Source organism: Rhizobium sp. A37_96 (assembly GCF_053521765.1).
In genome coordinates this window covers 42,719-59,683 of sequence record NZ_JBNWDS010000007.1, presented here as the reverse complement: position 1 = coordinate 59,683, position 16,965 = coordinate 42,719, and the positions used below count along the sequence as shown (strand labels likewise).

The window sequence follows — 16,965 nt, the reverse complement described above, 5'->3', positions numbered from 1 at the left end:
TTTAAGGGCCGGCATGAAGTTATTCGAGACATATGTCGTACGGCGTGTCGGTATGATGTTCCTGGTAGCGCTGCTGCCGGTGCTCGCCATTATCTGGACCACCCAGGTTCTGCAGCGCATCAATCTCGTAACGGATAGCGGCCAGTCGATGGGATCGTTCGCGAAGCTTGCGACGCTCATTCTCCCGACGATCATTCCCATCGTTCTGCCCTTCGCGCTGGTCATCGGTATCACGCAGACGCTGACGGCGATGAATAGCGATTCGGAGCTGACCGTCATGGAGGCGGCTGGCGCCAAGCGCAGCATCATCATTCGCCCGATCATGATTCTTGCTATCGCGATCAGCGCCTTCTCGTTCTTCGTCGATAATGTGGTCGAGCCCAAGGCTCGCGTCGCCGCCCGTCAGATGGTGGCGGAAGCCTATGCCGACCTTCTTTCGACGGTGATCGAAGAAAAGAATTTCCGGCGCATCGAAGACGGGCTCTATGTCCAGATCTCGCAGCGCTTGTCGGGGCGCATCCTCAAGGGGTTGTTCGTCGTCGATTCCCGCGACCCCGCCTTCGATCTCATCTATTATGCGAAGGAAGGCGCCGTCGATCCGAGCGGCACGTCCCTGTTGATGAAAGACGGCGAAGTGCATCGCAAGACGGCCGATGGCAACGTCTCCGTTATCAAGTTCGATTCTTATTCCTTCGACCTTTCCGACATGACGCAGAGCCGCGGACAGGCGACCTTGCGCTCCAGCGACCGCAGTCTCGGCTTCCTGCTCAATCCGGATCCGAACGATCCGGACTATATGGCGAAACCAGGAAGTTATCGGGCTGAACTGCACCGGCGTCTCAACGAATGGGCGCTGCCGGCCATATTTGCCCTCATATCCCTCGTGATCGCCGGCGATGCGCGCTCGCATCGCGAAGCACGGCTGCATCCGATGGTGTCTGCGCTGACGATAGCCTTTGCGTTACGCTGGGCGGACTTCTATGCCGCAAACCAGATCGACAATGCGCCCCGATTCGTCGGCGTTCTCTACGGCATCAATATCGTCTCGGCCCTCATCGCCATCGTGTTGCTGATGCGCAACCGGAAGATGACGATGCCCGTCTCGATCCGCAATCGTCTCAGCAGCTGGCGACAGAGAATTGTGGATCGCATGCCGACGGCACCGGACGGCTCGAACGGGAGCGGTGCATGATCTTCGGCACGCTCGGGCGTTATTTCTTCACGCGTTACATCGTGACGACGTTCTGGTTCTTCCTGGGCGTCATCTCGATTGTCTATCTCGTCGACTTCAGCGAAACTGCGGGTCGGCTTGCCGGTCTGCCCGGTTATACGGTTTCGCTCGGCCTGATCATGACGGCCGTCAGGCTGCCACTGATCCTGCAGCAGACGGTTCCGTTCATTGCGCTTTTCGTCGGCATGACAGTGCTGATCGCCCTCAACCGGCGCCGCGAACTGGTGATTGCGCGCGCAGCCGGCATTTCCGTCTGGCAGTTCATGACGCCATTCATATTGGGCGCCTTCTGCGTGGGGTTGATGACCATGCTCGCCCTCAATCCGATAGCGGCATGGGGACAACGCCAGGCCGAGACGATGGAAGCCGATCTTCGCGGCGACCCATCCTACCACAACAAGCTCTCTGTTCCGTGGCTTCGTCAGTCGAGCGGAAAAGACGATACCATCATCGGTGCCAAGGCCATCCTGGACAATGGAACGACGTTGATGGGCGTTGTCTTTATCCACTTCGATTCACAGGGAAATATCATCTCCCGGCAGGACGCCCAGTCGGCAAAATTGGAAGATGGTTACTGGCTTCTTAACAATGTCGTCGAGCGGCGACCGGGGGAAATACCGGATCATAAAAGTTCGGCACAGGTTCGTACTAATCTGAAACAGGACTTCGTCTCCCAGCGCCTGGCGCAGCCTGAAACCATTGCTTTTTATGATCTTTCTAATCGAATAAAGGTCGCACGCTCCTTCGGGATCTCGACCAATGCTCTCGAGACACAGCTTTACTCGTTGTTGTCACAGCCATTCCTGCTTGTGGCAATGACGTTGATTGCGGCAACCGTGTCGTTAAAATTCAGCAGATTCAATCAATCGCGCTCTGTGATTCTGGGTGGAATCCTCTCTGGCTTCGTGCTTTATGTTGTCACCGTGCTTGTAAAGGCATTCGGGAGCAGCGGAGTGGTTCCTCCCTACGTGGCGACATGGATACCCGTGATCGTCGCATTGGCATTCGGAGCAACGATCCTGCTTCATCAGGAGGACGGCTAAGTGGCGGCAGGCAACCGCAAGAGTATCAGAAAGATTGTGGCTGCCCTGGTTACGGGCACGGCTGCATGCGCATATATTATGAGCCCGGTCGCAGCTTATGCTCAGGCTAACAATAATGCCAACAATAACAACGGCGGTGCCGGCGCAGTAGCCTCTCCTATCAAGGTGAAGGTGCCGGATGGCTCAAAGCTAGTCCTTTCGTCCAACGAACTGGTCTACAACAAGGATACGCAGATCGTCACCGCAAGCGGTGCGGTCCAGATCAACTATGGCGGCTATCGTATGGTCGCCCAGAAAGTTGAATATAATCAGAAATCCGGGCGGATGACGGCCATCGGCAATGTCGAGTTGATCAGCCCGGACGGCAATCGCATGTACGGTGACAAAATGGATGTCACCGACAGCTTTTCCGACGGCTTCGTGAACGCCCTGCGCATCGAAATGCCCGACAACACCCGTCTCGCCGCTGAAAAGGGCGAACGCGTGGGCGGCACGCAGATGATTCTCACGAAGGGCGTCTACACGGCCTGCATGGCCTGTTCCGAAGCTGGCCGCGCGCCGCTATGGCAGGTCAAGGCACAGCGCGTCGTCCAGAACGGCGTGACGCATACCGTCCGCCTCGAGCACGCTCGTTTCGAGCTGTTCGGCCAACCGATCGCCTATGTCCCGTGGATCGAAGTTCCCGACAATACGGTCAAGCGCAAATCGGGCTTCCTGTTTCCGTCGGTTACCGTTTCTCAACGGCTCGGCGTTGGCGTAAGGGTTCCTTACTACTACGTCATATCGCCCAGCATGGATGCGACGGTCACTGCCACCGGTTTCACCAACCAGGGCCTGTTGCTCGAAGGCGAATTCCGCCAGCGTTTCGAGAACGGTACGCACATTCTGCGTATTGCCGGCATCAATCAGATGGATCCCGGCACCTTCACTGCCGGCACCAGTGACGCCGAGCACAAGGCTCGCGGCATGATTACCTCCAAGGCGGATTTCAAGATCAATCCCCGCTGGACTTTCGGCTGGGACGTCATGGTGCAGAGCGACAACAACTTCTCGCGCACCTACGGCCTGGAAGGGCTCAACCAGAGCACGCACATCAACCAAGCCTACCTGACAGGCATTGGTAAGCGCAATTATTTCGATATGCGCGGATTCTACTATAACGAGCAGAATGCCGACGACAACAGTCTGGCAGAGAAGCAGCAGGCTGTCGTCTATCCAAGCATCGACTATCACTATGTCGATCCGAAATCGGTTTATGGTGGCGAACTGTCGGCGACCATGAATTTCACGCACCTGTCGCGCGACAAGGAATCGGCCCTCGACAATACCGTCAACCTCGGCGATTCCAGCCTGAACGACCGCTTCCTGGGGCTCTCGGGCAGCTACACGCGCCTTAGCACCGAGCTGCAGTGGCAGCGCACCTTTACAACCGATGAGGGTTTGGTGCTGACGCCATTGGCCGCCGCGCGCGGTGACGTCTACGGCCTGGACATGGACGCGCCCAATTCTCTGGGCACTGCTTTCAGCTATCCCGGCAACTACGACACCAGCGACTATGCGGCACGCGGCATGGTCACTGCGGGTCTCGAAGCCAAGTATCCGTTCCTGATCACCACGGACAACAGCACTCACGTCTTCGAACCGATCGCGCAGATCTACGTGCGGCCGGATGAGCAGCTTGCTGGCCGGTTGCCGAATGAGGATGCCCAAAGCTTCGTCTTCGACGCCACCAACCTGTTCGACCGCGACAAGTTCTCCGGCTTTGATCGCATCGAAGGCGGTACGAGGGCCAATCTGGGCTGGCGCTACACCGCCAGCTTCGATAGCGGCTACAAGTTGCAGCATATCTTCGGCCAGTCCTATCAGCTTGCCGGTCGCAACTCGTTCGCAACCGACGATCTGGCGGCAGCCGGTGCGGAATCGGGTCTTGAAACGACCCGTTCCGACTATGTCACCATGTTCGGCCTGACGACGCCGCAGGGGATATCGCTGGCGACCTCCTATCGCTTCGACGAAAAGGATTTCGCCTTCCGTCGCGGCGATACGTCGGTCGGCTTCTCGAACGATATATTCCAGACGTCGCTGATCTACACCCATATTGCCGCTCAGCCACAATATGGCTTCACCAGCAATCAGGATGAAATCCAGTCGCGCGCCCAGATCAAGTTCAAGGAATACTGGTCTGTCTTTGGCACGGTCAGCTACGATCTCAACAACAATGAGATCACGCGCCAGGGTGTCGGCCTTTCCTACGAGGACGAGTGCACGATCTTCAGTATCTCCTTCCTCGACAAGAAGGATACGACCGCCAATTCGGCGAGCGACTGGTCGATCGGCGCTCGCCTGACCTTCCGAACGCTTGGGGACGTCAACCTCGGCAGCGTTCAGGACGCGACGTTCTGACACAAATGAAATTGCAGGGAGCCGGCTTTACCGCCGGCTCTTTTGCGTTGAAATGGCCGCTAATTCTCAGCGTCATTGTTTCGCCGCAAGGATTTTGCAATTCATCGCGCTTGATGTAGACATGTGGCGCAAATTTGCCGTATTGCGCCGTTGGCGTGCCGTTATGGCGCAACGCCGGCAGAAAAGACCTTTGGGAAGGGGTAGTTGATGTTTTCTGGAAAGACACCGATGCGCGCTCTGCTGTTCGGGGCAGCAGCCCTGGTTATGGCAAGCTTCGCAGTGCCGAGCAGCGATGTTGCCTTTGCCGCAAGCGAGGTAAAGGTCATCGTCAACAGCCAGGTGATTACCTCCGGCGATATCGCCAAGCGTGTCGCCTTCCTCAAATTGCAACGCCAGAAAGGCGACCTCAACAAGCTCGCCAAGGATCAGCTTGTCGACGAGACGCTGAAGCGCGCGGAGATTTCCCGCCTGCGCATGTCCGTTTCGACGACGGATGTCGATGCCGCCTTTGGCCGTTTTGCCACCAGCAACAAAATGACGCCGACACAGCTCAGCCAGATTCTCGAAAAGGCGGGCGTCGGCGTGGACCACTTCAAGTCCTACATCGCCATTTCCATGAGCTGGCCGCGCGTCGTCAATGCGCGCTTCGGCGCAAGAAGCCGCATGTCGAACGACGACCTCGTGACGCGCATGACGGAGAACAAGACGAAGCCGGTCACGACGGAATATTTCCTGAAGCAGATCATCTTCGTCGTTCCAAGCTCAAAGCGGAACGCCATCCTCAATGCGCGCAAGGCCGAAGCCGAAGCGTCGCGTGCCAAATTCCCCGGCTGCGATCAGGCGAAGGTTTTCGCGGCGACCATGCATGACGTCTCCGTTCAGGACCTCGGCCGAGTGCTCGCACCGGAGGTTCCGGAAATGTGGAAGCCGATGCTGGAGAAGGCCACCGGCAACACGACCACGCCTATCGTGACCGACCGCGGCGTCGAGTATGTCGCCATTTGCTCGCAGCGTCAGGTGAATGACGACGTCGCTGCTGCGGCCGTGTTCCGTGCCGAAGATATCGGCAAGACCAATGCCGATGGCGTCAGCGCCAATGACAAGAAATACATGGACGAACTGCGCTCCAAGGCGCAGATCGTCTACCGCTGACCGCCGATGCCATCGCGCTCTGCCCTCCCCCTTGCCCTTACGCAGGGGGACCCAGCCGGCATAGGCCCCGACATCACGCTTGCCGCCTGGCTTCGTCGCGGCGAGCTTGATTTACCCCCTTTCCTGTTTCTTGGCGACGCCCGCATACTCGCGGCGCGTGCCTTGCAACTGGGCTTGACCGTGCCCTTGCAGGCAGCCGATCCTGCCGCGGCCTGCGACGTCTTTCAGGATGCGCTGCCTGTTCTGCAGATCGATGCCGGCATAAGCGTCAACGCCGGCGAGCCGCAGGTGGCGACCGCCAAGGGGACGATTACCGCCATAGAAATGGCCGTCTCACTCAGCATGAGCGGTCACACATCCGCTGTCGTCACCAACCCGATCGCCAAATCGGTACTCTATGACGCCGGTTTCGGCTTTCCCGGCCATACGGAATTCCTGGCGGATCTCGCAACGCGCGCGACCGGAAAGCCGGTCATGCCCGTCATGCTGCTGGCCGGTCCGAAGCTTCGCGCCATCCCGGTCACCATCCACATTCCACTGAAAGATGTGCCCCAGGCACTGACCTCCGACCTGATCGTCGAGACCTGCCGGATCACCGATCACGACCTGCGTAGCCGCTTCGGCATTGCCAAGCCGCGCCTCGCCGTCGCCGGCCTCAATCCGCACGCCGGCGAGAATGGCGCACTCGGCAAGGAGGACGATGAGATCGTGCGTCCCGCCATCGACACATTGCGGGCGGAAGGCATCGACGCCTTCGGTCCCCTGCCCGCCGATACCATGTTCCATGACGAGGCCCGCAGACGCTATGACGTCGCCATCTGCATGTATCACGACCAGGCGCTGATCCCGGCCAAGGCGCTCGGCTTCGACGACTCCGTCAACGTCACGCTAGGCTTACCCTTTGTGCGTACCTCCCCGGACCACGGCACGGCATTCGGTATCGCCGGCAAGGGCATTGCCAAAGAGGATAGCCTTGTCGCAGCCCTCAGGCTGGCAAACGAAATCAGCGGCAAGACTGGAAGCAACCGCTGATGGCAGCACTAGACGGCTTGCCGCCCCTTCGCGATGTGATCCAGCGCCATGGTCTCGACGCGCGCAAGGCGCTCGGCCAGAACTTTCTTCTCGACCTCAATCTGACGCAGAAGGTCGCCAGGACCGCAGGCTCGCTCGAAGGCGTGACAGTCTTCGAAGTCGGTCCCGGACCCGGTGGGCTGACGCGCGCGATCCTGGCGCTCGGCGCGAAAAAAGTCATCGCGGTGGAGCGCGATTCGCGCTGCCTGCCGGCGCTGGCGGAAATCGCCGATCACTATCCCGGCCGGCTTGATGTGATCGAAGGCGATGCGTTGAAGACGGATTTTGCGGCGCTTGCTGCCAATGATCCGGTCAAGATCATCGCCAACCTGCCCTACAACGTCGGGACGCAGCTCCTGGTCAACTGGCTCCTGCCGCCGCAGTGGCCGCCTTTCTGGCAATCCCTGACCTTGATGTTCCAGAAGGAAGTCGGCCAGCGGATCGTCGCGCAGGAGGATGACGATCACTACGGCCGGCTCGGCGTCCTCTGCGGCTGGCGTACGCAGGCGCACATGGCCTTCGACATATCTCCGCAGGCCTTCACGCCGCCGCCAAAGGTAACGTCGACTGTGGTGCACCTTACGCCGAAGGAAAATCCCATTCCCTGTGCCGTCGACAAATTGGAGAGGGTAACGCAGGCTGCTTTCGGGCAGCGCCGCAAGATGCTGCGGCAGAGCCTGAAGCCGCTGGGCGGCGAGGCACTTTTGCTGAAAGCCGACATCGACCCGCAGCGCCGCGCCGAAACGCTGTCCGTGGAAGAATTTTGCCGGCTGGCGAACTGCCTCTGACCAAGACCGGAGCGCGACCGATCGGGATCAGAAAATCTGATGGGGATCAGAACATCTGATCGGGATCAGAGCTTCGGCGTTTCCTCCAGCAATCCGCGGACAAAATCGAACATGCCATGCCGGCGGTCGCGACGAAGGCGCTCCGCCTTGACGATCGACTGGACAGCATCGAAAGCAGCGTTCAGGTCATCGTTGATGATGACATAGTCGTATTCGCGCCAATGGGCGATCTCGGCCCGCGAATTGGCGAGGCGCATGGCAATCACCTCTTCGGAATCCTCGGCGCGGCGATGCAGGCGCGATTGCAGCTCCGTCATCGTCGGCGGCAGAACGAAGATGGATACGACATCCGCCGGCATTTTCTCCTGCAGTTGCTGTGCGCCCTGCCAGTCGATGTCGAAGAGCATGTCCCGGCCTTCCGCCATCGCCGTCTCCACCGGCTCGCGTGGCGTGCCGTAGAAATTGCCGTGGACTTCGGCCCATTCGAGCAGCGAGTCAGAATCGCGAAGACGCTCGAATTCGCGCTGCGAAACGAAATGATAGTGCACGTCGGCGATTTCGCTCGGCCGGCGCTGCCGGGTCGTAACGCTGACCGACAGGCTGACCTGCTTGTCGGTATCCAGCAAGGTACGCGCGATCGTCGACTTGCCCGCGCCGGACGGCGAGGAAATGGCCAGCATCAGCCCCCGGCGGGCGATCGGAATGGATATGGATGTCGCCGGCTTCATGGCCTACTCCAAATTCTGGACCTGTTCGCGGAACTGGTCGATGACTACCTTCAGCTCGATGCCGGCGGCGGTTACCGCCGCTGCATTCGACTTCGAACAGATAGTATTCGATTCCCGGTTAAATTCCTGTGCAAGAAAATCGAGCTTGCGGCCGACAGGACCGCCCTTGGAAATAAGATCGCGCGCCGCTGCCACATGCGCCTTCAGACGGTCGATTTCCTCGCGCAGATCGGCCTTGGTGGCAAGAAGAGCGGCTTCAGCATGCAGCCTATCGCGATCGAGGCCCGACGAGCCCTCCAGAAGCATGGCGACCTGTGTCGCCAGCCTCGCGGCGATTTCCTGCTGGGAGCGCGAAGGGTCGCGTTCGACGGCGGTCGTCAGCGCCTCGATCGTCGCGACCTGCCCGAGCAGAACTCTGCCGAGCGCCTCGCCTTCCTGACGACGCATGTCGCGGAGATCGCCAAGCGCCGCCTCGAGACCCGCCACGATATCGGCATCGCGCGCTGCGAGGGCCTCTTCGTCCTCCTCGACCTCCTTGAACTCCACCAGACCGCGCACGGCCATCAGGCTTTCCAGCCTCAACGGCGCGGGATCGACGATGCCGGCCAGCTGGTCGCGTAGCGCCAAAACGGCAGCCAGCGCATCCTGGTTCACGACGACTTCGACGCGGCTTTCCTCGACGGAAAGCGACAGGCTGACCTGCAGGTTGCCGCGGGCGAGCTGGTCCGAAATCGCCTTGCGGGTATCCGCCTCCAGGCGCTCCAGGCCCTGCGGCAGGCGCAGGCGGATATCCAGCCCCTTGCCGTTCACCGAACGCAGTTCCCATGCCCAGCGGCCACGACCACTCGTTCCCTCACGCCGGGCAAAGCCGGTCATGGACTGCAATGCCATGCAAGCCTCCGATAAATCCTATCCCCAATCCGCCGAAAATCTCCGGATTATGGATCAATGTAAAGTGAATCCGCGTCGCGCTTCTTGTCCAAGCTACGACGCGGCAAAGATCAGTTGGTCTTCTTCTTCTGCTGGGCGCCCGAGCCCGGAGCTGTGGCAGCGTCGTCCGGCTGGCCATCGACGGCTATCGCGCTGGGATCTTCGCCCTTTTCGGCGACCAGCTTGCGCCAGCGCCTGACATTGGCGTTGTGCTCGTCCAGCGTCGCAGCAAAGACATGGCCGCCGGTACCGTCAGCAACGAAATAGAGATCCTGCGTCTTCCAGGGATTGGCGACGGATTCCAGGGCATCCTTGCCCGGATTTGCAATCGGCGTCGGCGGCAAGCCCTTGATGATGTAGGTGTTGTAAGGCGTTTCCTTCTTCAGGTCGGACTGATAGATGGGGCGATCGGACGGCTTTCCTTCTCCGCCGAAAAGCCCGTAGATGACAGTCGGATCCGACTGCAGGCGCATGCCCTTGCCGAGGCGGTTCAGGAAGACGGAGGCGACATGAGCACGCTCGTCGGCCAGGCCGGTTTCCTTTTCCACGATAGAGGCCAACGTCACGAAATCCTGCTTGTTCGCCAGTTGCACGCTCGAGTCGCGCTTTTCCCAGACCTGATCGACCAGCTTGGTCTGCGCTGCCGCCATCTGCTCGATGATTTCCGTGCGCTTGGTGCCGCGCGTGAACTTATAGGTGTCCGGTCTCAGGCTGCCTTCGGCCGGCAAAGCGGACGGCAGATCGCCCTCCAGCACGGGATCGGCCTGCAGCTTGTTGAACATCTGCCGCACGGTCAGTCCTTCCGGCAGGGTGACCGAGTAGAGGATCGACTTGCCGGATTTCAGCAGCTCCATGATATCTTTCATGGAAGCGCCGGCCTTGATCTCATATTCGCCGGCGCGAAGGGTATCGCCGTCATGCAGATAGGTGGCGGTGAGCCAGCGGAAGATACGCTGATCGGTGATGATGTTGTTGGACTCGAGGCGATTGGCGATCTCGCCGAGGCCGGCGCCATTGCGGACGATGAAGTTCGTATTCGTCGTCAGCGGACCGGGCCCCTGATAGATCGAGAATGCGTAATAGACACCGCCGATCGCGGCAACGGCGACAAAAACCGCCAGCGTCATCAGGAAGTTCAGGAAGATGACCATCTGGCTGCGGGCTTTGCGGGAGCGCTTCGGCGGATCCGGAACACGCTCCGGACGCAGGGCTTCACTGGCCGATTTCGGGATGATCGGCCCTTTCTGCCCGTTCGGAGTTCCGTTGCTCTGGTTCGTATCGCTCACCGGCAATCCCTTCCCTTTTGTGATTGCCTGCTCTTTGGCCAAGCAATGCGGCAAAAAACAGGTTCAGAAGATAAGGCGGAACTCAGGCTCCGACTTCGACCGATCAGGCATTGCCGCGCCGCATTCCCGGGAGGGATGGAGGCGCAGCAGCAATCAAGGACACAGGCAGGATTGCCGAAAAGCACTCCCGCCCCAAAAGTTACGGGCTGTTATTAAGCCTCATAGCGGCGCAGGACAAGCGACGCATTGGTGCCACCGAAACCGAAGGAGTTCGACAGCGCGACATTGATTTCGCGCTTGCGGGCCTTGTGAGGAACGAGATCGATGGCGGTCTCGCGCTCCGGATTGTCGAGATTGAGCGTCGGCGGCGCAATATTGTCGCGAATGGCGAGCGTGGCGAAGATCGCCTCGATCGCACCGGCCGCACCCAGAAGATGGCCGGTTGCCGACTTGGTGGACGACATGGAAATCTTCGACGCAGCATCGCCGACCAGCCGTTCGACGGCACCGAGCTCGATGGTGTCGGCCATGGTCGATGTGCCATGGGCGTTGATGTAGTCGATGTCGGCGGGGGTCAGGCCGGCGCGCTTCAGCGCTGAAGTCATGCAGCGGAATGCGCCCTCGCCATCCTCGGACGGCGCGGTGATGTGATAGGCGTCGCCGGAAAGGCCGTATCCCACAACTTCCGCATAGATCTTGGCGCCGCGGGCCTTGGCGTGCTCCAGCTCTTCGAGAACGACGACACCGGCGCCCTCGCCCATGACGAAGCCGTCACGATCGCGGTCATAGGGGCGGGAAGCCTTTTGCGGATCCTCATTATGCTGCGTCGACAGCGCCTTGCAGGCGGCAAAGCCGGCAAGCGCTATGCGGCAGACGGGAGCTTCGGCGCCGCCGGCCACCATGACATCGGCATCGCCGAGCATGATGAGGCGCGCCGCGTCGCCGATCGCATGCGCGCCGGTGGAGCATGCGGTCACGACGGCATGGTTCGGACCGCGCAGCTTGTGGCGGATCGAAACCTGGCCGGAAACGAGATTGATGAGGCGGCCGGGGATGAAGAAGGGAGAGATGCGGCGCGGACCCTTGTCGCGCAGCGTGTAGCCGGCTTCGACAATGCCTTCGAGGCCGCCGATGCCAGAGCCGATCATGACGCCCGTGGCGATCTGATCCTCATCCGTTGCCGGGTGCCAGTTGGCGTCCGCCAGCGCCATGTCGGCGGCGGCCATGCCATAGATGATGAAGGCGTCGACCTTGCGCTGTTCCTTCGGCTCCATCCAGTCGTCGGCTTTGAACGTGCCGTCCGAGCCGTCGCCGACCGGGATGCGGCAGGCAATCTTGGCAGCGAGGTCTTCGACTTCGAATTCGGTGACGAGGCGTGCGCCGTTCTGTCCCGCGAGCAGGCGTGTCCAAGACACCTCCGTGCCACAGCCCAAAGGTGATACCATGCCGGTACCCGTGATAACGACACGTCTCATCGCCCGCAGACCCCCGTCTTTTTATGATGATATGCGTATAAACATGCTTCGCACGGCTTTGCCGGACGAAATAGGGCGGACTCTTCAGCCCGCCCTGTCAAAAAGCACAAAAGATTAGGCCTGGGCCTTCTCAATGAACTTTACCGCATCGCCGACCGTCAGGATCGAGTCAGCAGCGTCGTCCGGGATTTCCACGCCGAATTCTTCTTCGAAGGCCATGACCAGTTCGACGGTGTCGAGCGAGTCCGCACCCAGATCGTCGATGAAGCTTGCGCTTTCAACAACCTTGTCGGCGTCAACGCCAAGATGATCAACAACAATTTTCTTTACGCGTTCTGCGATATCGCTCATGTCGGTTTCCTCGACCTTATGTCCTGATCAGAATGCCTTGTGACATCCCTACCCTAATTCAAACCTGCAGCATCTGTCCTGACGCCGCTGGCAAACTCGTTCAACCCGGCATTAAGATCCGGTCCAGCGCCTTGAATGCGGCCCAGTCCGTCTGCATTTTCCGGACGACTGTTCACAGTCATGGCCCGCTTAACACGGTTTAAGTCCGTCGCAAAGCCAGAAAATAGCCGGCTCCGGGTTGCTCAACATGCTATTGGAGGGAAAGTTCCTTCCAATAAGCAATTCCTTCAGATCATCGCCATGCCGCCGTTGACATGGATCGTCTGGCCCGTGACGTAGCTGGCTTCGGAGGAAGCGAGATAGGCGACGGCGGAAGCAACTTCCGCGCCCGTGCCCATGCGCTTCATGGGGATGGCGCCCATGATGGCTTCCTTCTGCTTGTCGTTCAGCTTGCCCGTCATCGCGCTTTCGATGAAGCCGGGGGCAACGCAGTTGACCGTGACGTTGCGGGTCGCGATTTCCTGGGCCAGCGACTTGGTGAAGCCGATCATGCCGGCCTTGGAGGCGCAGTAGTTCGCCTGCCCCGGATTGCCGGTGACGCCGACGACGGAGGTGATGTTGATGATGCGGCCATAGCGGCGGCGCATCATCGGATGGGTCAGCTCGCGCGTCAGGCGGAAGACCGCCGTGAGGTTGACTTCGAGCACCGCGTCCCAGTCTTCGTCGCTCATGCGAACGAACAGGCCGTCCTTGGTGATGCCGGCGTTGTTGACGAGAATATCGACGCCGCCGAGTTCCTCTTCCGCCTTGGCGCCGAGCGCCTTCACCTCGTCGCGATCCGACAGGTTTGCCGGGAAGATCTTGACGCGATCGCCGAGTTCGGATGCCAGCGTCTCCAGCTTTTCGACGCGCGTGCCGTGCAGGCCGACGATGGCGCCCTGCTTGTGCAGGAGCCGGGCAATCTCTTCGCCGATGCCACCGGATGCGCCGGTTACCAGGGCCTTGCGGCCGGTCAAATCAAGCATGTGTATCCCCTCGTTCCTAAATCTGTCAGCCGAGCAATGCAGCGAGTGCCGTGTCGATGTCTGCGGCATTGTTGACGGAAATGCCGTTGACCGACTTGTCGATGCGACGAGCCAAGCCCGTCAGCACCTTGCCGGCGCCAATTTCATACAATGTTGTCACATTGTTGGCGGCAAACCATTCCACCGTCTCGCGCCAGCGCACCTGACCGGTCACCTGCTCGACCAGCAGCCTGGCGATCTCGTCGGCATCCGTCACCGGAGCCGCCTTGACGTTGGCGATGACCGGCACGACGGGATTGTTCTTGACGACGCCGGCGAGCGCTTCGCGCATGGCTTCCGCAGCCGGAGCCATCAGCGCCGAATGGAAGGGCGCGGAGACCGGCAAAAGGATGGCGCGCTTGGCGCCCTTGGCGGTCGCAAGCTCGGCAGCCTTCTCGACCGGAATTTTCTCGCCGGAAATGACGATCTGGCCGCCGCCATTGTCGTTGGCGATCTGGCAGGCGCCGAGCGTGGAGGCTTCGGCACAGACCGCGGCGACGTCGGCATGTTCAAGGCCGATGATCGCGGCCATGGCGCCGACGCCGACGGGCACGGCCGCCTGCATGGCGTTGCCGCGGATGCGCAGCAGGCGCGCCGTATCGGCAAGCGAGAAGGTGCCGGCGGCGCAGAGTGCCGAATATTCGCCGAGCGAGTGGCCGGCGACGTAGGCGACCTTGCTCTTCAGATCGAAGCCGCGCGCCTGCAGCACGCGGATGACGGCGAGCGATACGGCCATCAGCGCCGGCTGCGCATTCGCCGTCAGCGTCAGCTTGTCTTCCGGGCCGTTGAAGATGACGTCGGAAAGCTTTTCACCGAGCGCTTCATCGACTTCCTCGAAGACGGCACGCGCCTCGGCGAAATTGTCGGCAAGGTCCTTGCCCATGCCGACGGCTTGGCTGCCCTGCCCGGGAAATGTGAAAGCAACTGTCATTATAAAGCGTCCTTTTGGGGGTCGTTTTGCTTCCCAATGACATTGTTTGCGCCGGAGTCAATAGCACAGGGCCTGTCGCCACCGGCTTTTGCGCCTGCGAAGCGCAATGATTTTTTTCTTGCGCTTGCTCAGTTCAAGCCTAAATTCTCGCGACCTCCTTCATTTTAACCTTCTCCCATCCCCAAGGTTTCCCCATGAAATATAAGAATTTAGGCCGTACCGACATTTCCGTTTCGCAGATCTGCCTTGGCACGATGACCTGGGGCACGCAGAACAGCGAAGCCGAAGCCCATGAACAGATGGACTATGCCGTCCACAAGGGCATCAATTTCTTCGATACCGCCGAAATGTATCCGACGACACCTGTAGGACCGGAGACGCAAGGACGCACGGAAGAGTATATCGGCAGCTGGTTCGAGAACACCGGCAGGCGCAAGGACGTGGTGCTCGCCACCAAGGTCGCCGGTCCGGGCCGCGAGTATCTGCGCGGCGGACAGGGCGCCGACGCCGTCAACATCCGTGCAGCGATCGACGCCAGCCTCAAGCGGCTGAAGACCGACTATATCGACCTCTACCAGGTTCACTGGCCGAACCGCGGCCACTTCCATTTCCGCCAGAACTGGAACTACAATCCTTTCAAACAGGATCGCGAAAAGGTCGTCGCCAACATCACCGACATCCTCGAGACGATGGGCGAGCTGGTGAAGGCCGGCAAGATCCGCGCCATCGGCCTGTCGAACGAGACGACCTGGGGCATCCAGAAATATCTGACGATTGCCGAACAGAAGGGCTTGCCGCGCGTCGCCACCACTCAGAACGAATACAACCTGCTCTACCGGCATTTCGACCTCGACCTGGCCGAACTGTCTCATCACGAAGACGTCGGCCTGCTCGCCTATTCGCCGCTCGCCGGCGGCATCCTCACCGGCAAATATGTCGGCGGCGCACGACCGGCCGGCTCGCGCGGCTCGATCAACCTCGACATCGGCGGCCGTCTGCAGCCGCTGCAGGAGCCGCCGGTCAAGGCCTATCTGGAAATCGCAGCCAAATACGGCATCGATCCTTCCAAGCTGGCGCTGGCCTACTGCCTCACCAAGCCCTTCATGGCCTCCGTCATCATCGGCGCGACAACGATGGCTCAACTTGAGACGGATATCGCCGGCGCTTACGTGACGCTGCCGGCGGAGGCACTGGCGGAAATCGAGCAGGTGCACCGGAAGTATCCGCTGCCGATGTGAGGCGGTGCTAGCTGGCTTCAAATGGAATAAGCGGGCAAACCTGTTCGCTTATTCAGCCGTCGAGGTGGAAGCGCTGCAGCAGATTTCGCGAACGTAATTGTTGCCATAGGTAATAAAAGCGGTCGGAGGGATACTTTTCGTTTTAATTAAAGGCTGAAAAACGAGGGAATCAACGTCTCCGCCGTATGTCCCCACGATTGTGACGGCATAACGTCCCTGCGCTGTTAAATGAACTGCCATTGGAATAAATGACCGCTTGGCCAGAGACATTGCGGAGTCTAGAGACTTTTCGGTGGTTATTTCGATATAACGCTTTCCGAACTGATTTTCTTCAAATTCACGCACCCATATCGATGTCTGAAGCATATAGCCGGTCTTGTTGCCAATCGACACCCGATACCAGTCACCGACACTCTTCTTAATCAGCAACTCGCTCCCATTCGCGAAAACCGCAATCGTCTTTGAGCGCATATCCCGACTGGTCTTTAAGAAGGCCGACCCACTGCCATCTTGAAGGATGCCGCTTCTCGGGACAGGAACTTGCAGAAGTGACGGCTCCTCGCTCGGCGCTTTTGCCGCTTTGCGTCCATCGGTAGTCGGCGCCTGAGCCTCACCAGCGGACGATTTGGCGTCAGATTCATGAACCTCTTGGAACGACACGGTTGTCACCCGAAACTTCGTCATTTCGCTCGATGACAAATAGCGGATATCATTGCTGTCATATTTGAGGGCAAGTTGCAGCAAAGCGGGATCGACGCCCATTTCGCTCATATAGGCAATCACGTCGGCGGTTTGCTGTTGAATGGCCGCAACGGCATCCTCGACATTCATTCCACTGGTATCGCCGAACGAGGATTTATGAACGCCGATTGCACCCGGCTCTGCATAGCGAGTTACCCCGCCCATAAATGACAAGGAACAGGCCGAGGCACACTCCGAACCTCGCGCAGCCACGGTTTGCAGACCCAGAGATCGGATCAGTCGGCCAAACTCCATCGCCTTGTATACGTTTCCGCCGCCACTAAAAAAACTAACGGAATACGCGTGGCTGGAAAGAACTTTGCTGCGAAATATGCCCAAGTCATCGTCAGCTTCGAACTGACCGCTTACCATGATAAACTTAGAACCATCTTTCAAGCTTTGAACTTCGTAGCTCAATCTCGCTGTTGCGTCCTGAGCGACAAGGGTAAGGCCCAAAACAAGACCTGCTAAAGCAAAGCTCTTTCCCATTACTTTCACAACCAAGCCCCCAATATCCGCCAAGTCATGATTTC

The 16,965-nt window shown here is 59.6% G+C and carries 15 protein-coding genes; 7 read left to right on the top strand and 8 right to left on the bottom strand.

Annotated features, from left to right (window positions below; translation table 11 throughout):
- Positions 1–13: 13 nt before the first annotated feature.
- From ACQZ6J_RS18990 to rsmA, 6 genes are all read left to right on the top strand, one after another.
- Positions 14–1,192, top strand: coding sequence for an LptF/LptG family permease (locus tag ACQZ6J_RS18990; RefSeq protein WP_163986246.1), 1,179 nt, complete (start codon positions 14–16; stop codon positions 1,190–1,192).
- Positions 1,189–2,274 carry an LPS export ABC transporter permease LptG gene (lptG, locus tag ACQZ6J_RS18985; RefSeq protein ID WP_449085215.1) on the top strand — a complete coding sequence of 362 codons (1,086 nt, stop codon included), beginning with the start codon at positions 1,189–1,191 and terminating at the stop codon, positions 2,272–2,274. Before ACQZ6J_RS18990 ends, lptG begins: the two co-directional genes overlap by 4 nt.
- Positions 2,275–4,677: an LPS-assembly protein LptD gene (locus tag ACQZ6J_RS18980; protein WP_449085214.1), complete on the top strand. Its 2,403-nt coding sequence runs from the start codon at positions 2,275–2,277 to the stop codon at positions 4,675–4,677.
- A 207-nt stretch (positions 4,678–4,884) separates the two neighbouring features.
- Positions 4,885–5,829, top strand: a complete 945-nt coding sequence (locus ACQZ6J_RS18975; RefSeq protein WP_163986249.1) for a SurA N-terminal domain-containing protein — start codon at positions 4,885–4,887, stop codon at positions 5,827–5,829.
- Between the two features lie 6 nt (positions 5,830–5,835).
- On the top strand, positions 5,836–6,861 hold the full coding sequence (pdxA, locus tag ACQZ6J_RS18970) for a 4-hydroxythreonine-4-phosphate dehydrogenase PdxA (protein ID WP_449085213.1): 1,026 nt from the start codon (positions 5,836–5,838) through the stop codon (positions 6,859–6,861).
- Positions 6,861–7,688, top strand: coding sequence for a 16S rRNA (adenine(1518)-N(6)/adenine(1519)-N(6))-dimethyltransferase RsmA (gene rsmA / locus ACQZ6J_RS18965; protein ID WP_449085212.1), 828 nt, complete (start codon positions 6,861–6,863; stop codon positions 7,686–7,688). Before pdxA ends, rsmA begins: the two co-directional genes overlap by 1 nt.
- 65 nt (positions 7,689–7,753) lie before the next feature.
- Here rsmA and gmk read toward each other — a convergent pair whose 3' ends face one another.
- From gmk to fabD, 7 genes are all read right to left on the bottom strand, one after another.
- Complete coding sequence (gmk, locus tag ACQZ6J_RS18960) at positions 7,754–8,416, bottom strand: guanylate kinase (RefSeq protein WP_449085211.1); 663 nt, start codon at positions 8,414–8,416, stop codon at positions 7,754–7,756.
- A 3-nt stretch (positions 8,417–8,419) separates the two neighbouring features.
- Positions 8,420–9,307 (bottom strand): YicC/YloC family endoribonuclease, encoded by an 888-nt coding sequence (locus ACQZ6J_RS18955; protein ID WP_449085210.1) that lies wholly within the window; start codon positions 9,305–9,307, stop codon positions 8,420–8,422.
- A gap of 110 nt (positions 9,308–9,417) precedes the next feature.
- A complete protein-coding gene (gene mltG / locus ACQZ6J_RS18950) occupies positions 9,418–10,632 on the bottom strand; it encodes an endolytic transglycosylase MltG (RefSeq protein WP_449085209.1) in 1,215 nt (404 codons plus the stop codon).
- 212 nt (positions 10,633–10,844) lie between these two features.
- A complete protein-coding gene (gene fabF, locus ACQZ6J_RS18945; RefSeq protein ID WP_449085208.1) occupies positions 10,845–12,107 on the bottom strand; it encodes a beta-ketoacyl-ACP synthase II in 1,263 nt (420 codons plus the stop codon).
- A 114-nt stretch (positions 12,108–12,221) separates the two neighbouring features.
- Positions 12,222–12,458, bottom strand: a complete 237-nt coding sequence (locus tag ACQZ6J_RS18940; RefSeq protein ID WP_004122114.1) for an acyl carrier protein — start codon at positions 12,456–12,458, stop codon at positions 12,222–12,224.
- 287 nt (positions 12,459–12,745) lie between these two features.
- Complete coding sequence (gene fabG, locus ACQZ6J_RS18935) at positions 12,746–13,483, bottom strand: 3-oxoacyl-[acyl-carrier-protein] reductase (RefSeq protein ID WP_015339359.1); 738 nt, start codon at positions 13,481–13,483, stop codon at positions 12,746–12,748.
- A gap of 25 nt (positions 13,484–13,508) precedes the next feature.
- A complete protein-coding gene (fabD, locus tag ACQZ6J_RS18930; protein ID WP_449085207.1) occupies positions 13,509–14,453 on the bottom strand; it encodes an ACP S-malonyltransferase in 945 nt (314 codons plus the stop codon).
- Positions 14,454–14,647: 194 nt separating this feature from the next.
- On the opposite strand from fabD, the gene ACQZ6J_RS18925 reads away from it, so the two are divergent.
- The gene (locus ACQZ6J_RS18925; protein WP_449085206.1) at positions 14,648–15,691 is read left to right on the top strand and encodes an aldo/keto reductase; all 1,044 of its coding nucleotides are present in this window, start codon (positions 14,648–14,650) and stop codon (positions 15,689–15,691) included.
- Positions 15,692–15,739: 48 nt separating this feature from the next.
- On the opposite strand, the gene ACQZ6J_RS18920 is transcribed toward ACQZ6J_RS18925, so the two are convergent.
- The gene (locus ACQZ6J_RS18920; RefSeq protein WP_449085205.1) at positions 15,740–16,954 is read right to left on the bottom strand and encodes a hypothetical protein; all 1,215 of its coding nucleotides are present in this window, start codon (positions 16,952–16,954) and stop codon (positions 15,740–15,742) included.
- Positions 16,955–16,965: the final 11 nt, after the last annotated feature.

Excerpts from the sequence above, each read along its gene's own strand:
- ACQZ6J_RS18990 (WP_163986246.1), top strand. The coding sequence starts at position 14 with ATGAAGTTATTCGAGACATATGTCGTACGGCGTGTCGGTATGATGTTC.
- lptG (WP_449085215.1), top strand. The coding sequence starts at position 1,189 with ATGATCTTCGGCACGCTCGGGCGTTATTTCTTCACGCGTTACATCGTG.
- ACQZ6J_RS18975 (WP_163986249.1), top strand. The coding sequence starts at position 4,885 with ATGTTTTCTGGAAAGACACCGATGCGCGCTCTGCTGTTCGGGGCAGCA.
- pdxA (WP_449085213.1), top strand. The coding sequence starts at position 5,836 with ATGCCATCGCGCTCTGCCCTCCCCCTTGCCCTTACGCAGGGGGACCCA.
- rsmA (WP_449085212.1), top strand. The coding sequence starts at position 6,861 with ATGGCAGCACTAGACGGCTTGCCGCCCCTTCGCGATGTGATCCAGCGC.
- gmk (WP_449085211.1), bottom strand. The coding sequence starts at position 8,416 with ATGAAGCCGGCGACATCCATATCCATTCCGATCGCCCGCCGGGGGCTG.
- ACQZ6J_RS18955 (WP_449085210.1), bottom strand. The coding sequence starts at position 9,307 with ATGGCATTGCAGTCCATGACCGGCTTTGCCCGGCGTGAGGGAACGAGT.
- fabF (WP_449085208.1), bottom strand. The coding sequence starts at position 12,107 with ATGAGACGTGTCGTTATCACGGGTACCGGCATGGTATCACCTTTGGGC.
- ACQZ6J_RS18940 (WP_004122114.1), bottom strand. The coding sequence starts at position 12,458 with ATGAGCGATATCGCAGAACGCGTAAAGAAAATTGTTGTTGATCATCTT.
- fabG (WP_015339359.1), bottom strand. The coding sequence starts at position 13,483 with ATGCTTGATTTGACCGGCCGCAAGGCCCTGGTAACCGGCGCATCCGGT.
- fabD (WP_449085207.1), bottom strand. The coding sequence starts at position 14,453 with ATGACAGTTGCTTTCACATTTCCCGGGCAGGGCAGCCAAGCCGTCGGC.
- ACQZ6J_RS18925 (WP_449085206.1), top strand. The coding sequence starts at position 14,648 with ATGAAATATAAGAATTTAGGCCGTACCGACATTTCCGTTTCGCAGATC.